The organism is Variovorax sp. P4_D9 (assembly GCF_056401695.1).
In genome coordinates this window covers 1-3,004 of the sequence record NZ_JBFUIU010000982.1, presented here as the reverse complement: position 1 = coordinate 3,004, position 3,004 = coordinate 1, and the positions used below count along the sequence as shown (strand labels likewise).

General features: G+C 67.8%; 2 protein-coding genes and 1 pseudogene. All 3 read right to left on the bottom strand.

Features of this window, described 5'->3' with window-relative positions; translation table 11 throughout:
* Window positions 1-405 (bottom strand): annotated as a pseudogene (locus AC1DY5_RS49475) (hypothetical protein); the annotation flags it as partial.
* 40 nt (window positions 406-445) lie between these two features.
* Entirely contained in the window at window positions 446-1,828 is a 1,383-nt protein-coding gene (locus AC1DY5_RS49470) for an MBL fold metallo-hydrolase (RefSeq protein WP_478121644.1), read from the bottom strand.
* A 14-nt stretch (window positions 1,829-1,842) separates the two neighbouring features.
* The coding region (locus AC1DY5_RS49465) for a gluzincin family metallopeptidase (protein WP_478121643.1) at window positions 1,843-3,004 on the bottom strand (1,162 nt) is incomplete at its 5' end.

Below are 3,004 nucleotides of genomic sequence, written 5' to 3'. Positions count from 1 at the left end.
CCAGTGGACCGTGCGCCCGAGCGCCGCCTCGAACTTCTCGACCGTCTGCGACGCGACCGCATAGACCATCTGCTGGTGGAACCGCGGATCGGATTCGGACGGATCGAGCCCGTTGCGCGAGAGGATGCGATAGTCGTTGAGATCGACCGGCGGGTAGTAGCACTTGTTGGCGCCGTCATAGTCGATCACCGCGAACCGGCGCCCGACCGGACCGGGCTTGAGGTTCCGCTCCCAGCGGATATCGACCGACATCACGTTGCCGACGAAGTTGCCGGCGCTCGGGTCCAATGCGTAGACCCGCAGCTTTCGCGTCGCGGGCTCGGGGATCTTCATCCAGGGCGGCGGTGCGCTGCTCTTGACCGCCCGCTTGCGCGGCACTGCGGCGCGTGCCTTCTTGTCTGCCATGCGCGGATCTCCGTTTCTTCTTGGGTGGGCTCCGCCGTCTTCACAGCGGCAGCCGATAGTCGATCCAGTCTTCGTTCACCTTCACCCGCTCGAGGAACTGGCCCCATTCGGCGTCGGACAGGGCCGCCGGCTTCTCGGGGATTCCGAGCTCGAGGTCGAGGACGCGGCCCTTGCAGCGCTCGCCGAGGCGCTCGTAGAGCGAGGGGAAAGGCATGTTCCACTCCATCTTCGCTGCGGTCTTGCGGTCGAGCGGCAGCATCGCGACCAGGCCTTCGTCGGTCATCCGCTCCAGGCCGTTTTCCCGCAGCGTCGCGTTGTGGCTGCCGTGGTGGCCGATCTTGTAGAACACGGTGCGCGCGAGCAGTTGCTCCGCCTTGACCTTGCGCGTGACGCCGCCCGAATCGACGGTCCATTCGATGTCGTCCCACGACAGCCAGTTGCCGACCTGTGCATCGGCGGGAAACAGCAGCACCTCGCCGCTTTCCTCGAGCTCGAATGCCAGCACCAGGCTGGTGTTGTTGGTGTCGGAATCGAGCTGCAGGGCGAGCGCGCCCGCGGGGCCGAGCCAGTCGTGCTCGATGCGCCGCCATGCAGGCCCCTGCTCGTAGCGATCACTGAAGAAAGGCGTGGCGCGCGCCTTCTCTTCGCTGATGCGGAACCACTCGTCGAAGGGTTGCATTCCGGCCGTGGCGCCCTGCTCGAGGGCATCGATGGCCGCGAAGAGGCCGAGCTCCGCGCCGCTCGCGGCGGCCAGCTGGTAGACCTCGCTCGCGCCTTTCGTCGGATCGCTCTTCTTGATCCACTTGCTGTCGTGCGGCGGACCGAGCACATAGACCCGGACGCCCTTCGCGCCGGGCAAGGTGAAGGTTTCGCCCGGAAACAAATAGCGCGGCGGGCGGGGCGCCGTGCGCGCCTTGACCCAGTCCATGGCCGACCGGGTGGTGGCGCGCGCGGCGGCGCCTGGGCCGCCAAAGAACTCCAGGAGCGCGTCCAGGCGCGCTGCAGTCTTCTGCGCCGCCGGCTCGTTGACCGCCGCGAACTGCCGGCTCGCCGCCGCGACCCGGTTCAGCGCCACCGCGCGTCGGCCGCGAAGCTCGTCGGCCAGCGGCTCGCCGGGTTTCTCGGTCCAGGCGACCCAGGCCTCGCCGACTTCGAGCTGGTCCTTGTCCAGCATCGGCTGGGCCTGTGCAAAGCCCGAGACGTGGTCCCAGTGCTCGTGCGTGGCAACGATGACGTCGAGCCTGGGCTTCGTCGCGGCCACGATATGGCCCGCGACCTTCTGCATCCTGGCCTTGGCGTCGGAGGTTCCGAGCAGCACGCCGAAATCGATCAGCACATGCACCTCGCCGGCGTCGCCCGGAAAGCTCAGCAGAAAAGAATCGCCGAGACCCTGGCGAAACATGCGGATGCGAACGGAGGCCATGTCGCGTTCCTGCCTCAATGCCGGTGCAGGACCGCGAAGGGCTCCCGCTCCTCGGCACCCGGCGAACCGAAATACGTCGCGGCGAGGCTGCGGCTGCCCTCGTCGATGAAGAAGCGGCGCTGCCGGTTCTTGCGCTCCTCATTGAGCTTCTTCTTGATGCTGTAGCGCACCTCGCCGGTCTCCGCATCGACCAGCAGCGTGCATCCGCCCCGGAAGTAGTAGTCGGGCTTGCGGCCGGCGCGCTCGCTCTCGCCGCCGACATACTGCGGGATTCGCTGCGTGAGTTCGATGACCCATTGGAAGTTCGGCCGGCCCTCCCAATCCATGCGAATCGACGGCCGCAGCGAATGCACTTCGAACGGTAGCTCGGGGTCGATGCCCGCCAGCACCACGCTCTCCTTCGAGAGCCGGGGTTTCAGGTGGGCATGCAGCGCGGCGCGACGATCGCGGGTCAGCTCGAACACGGCTTGGCGATCCTTGGAGAGTCCCCAGGAGCGGATGTCCTTGGCCCATTCCTTGACGATGCCGACCACCACGTGCTCGTCCTCGTCGGGCGCCGCCGTCGCCGCCCGCCAGAGCAGCCCTTCGACCGAGAAGGCCTGGACCTGCTCGGCCACGATGCCGCGCCGCCGGAAGGCCTCGATGAACGCCACCCGGCGGTGCTCCTCGTCCACCGGATCGTTCTCGAAATCCGCGGTGACCAGGGCGCGCAGGTAGTCGCCGAAAGTAATGTCCACCGGCGGGCAGTAGTCGAGCGCGCGGATGCACATGTCGAGCACCTGGCGTGCCGATTGGGAAGCCTCGTCGGTGAGCCGGTCGACCAGATCAGGATGCAGGCTGCCCTCGGGTGTCACGCCGGTGCCGCCGCTCGCGATCCGGAAGAGATCGGCGACGCGGCTCTTGTAGATGGAGAGGAAGGCATCAAACACGGCGGCCACCAGCACCGCGCCGCGCTCGTGCGGCTCGGACGAGCGCTGGTAGTCGCCGGCTTGGCCTTCGAGGCGCTTCCAGCGGCCGGTCTGCTCGTCGACCGCGCCGATCGCGCTCCGGAGCGCACCCCGGCTGCCGATCGCCTGGCCGAATTCCTGCGCCAGCTCGCCAAGCTGGCTCTGGCCGGCGAGGTCTCCGCGCGTCGATGCAATCTGGTGCCGCAGCACTTGCGGCAGCGAGAAGTGC

Coding starts and splice junctions, on each gene's coding strand:
- AC1DY5_RS49470 (WP_478121644.1), bottom strand. CDS start 1,828: ATGGCCTCCGTTCGCATCCGCATGTTTCGCCAGGGTCTCGGCGATTCT.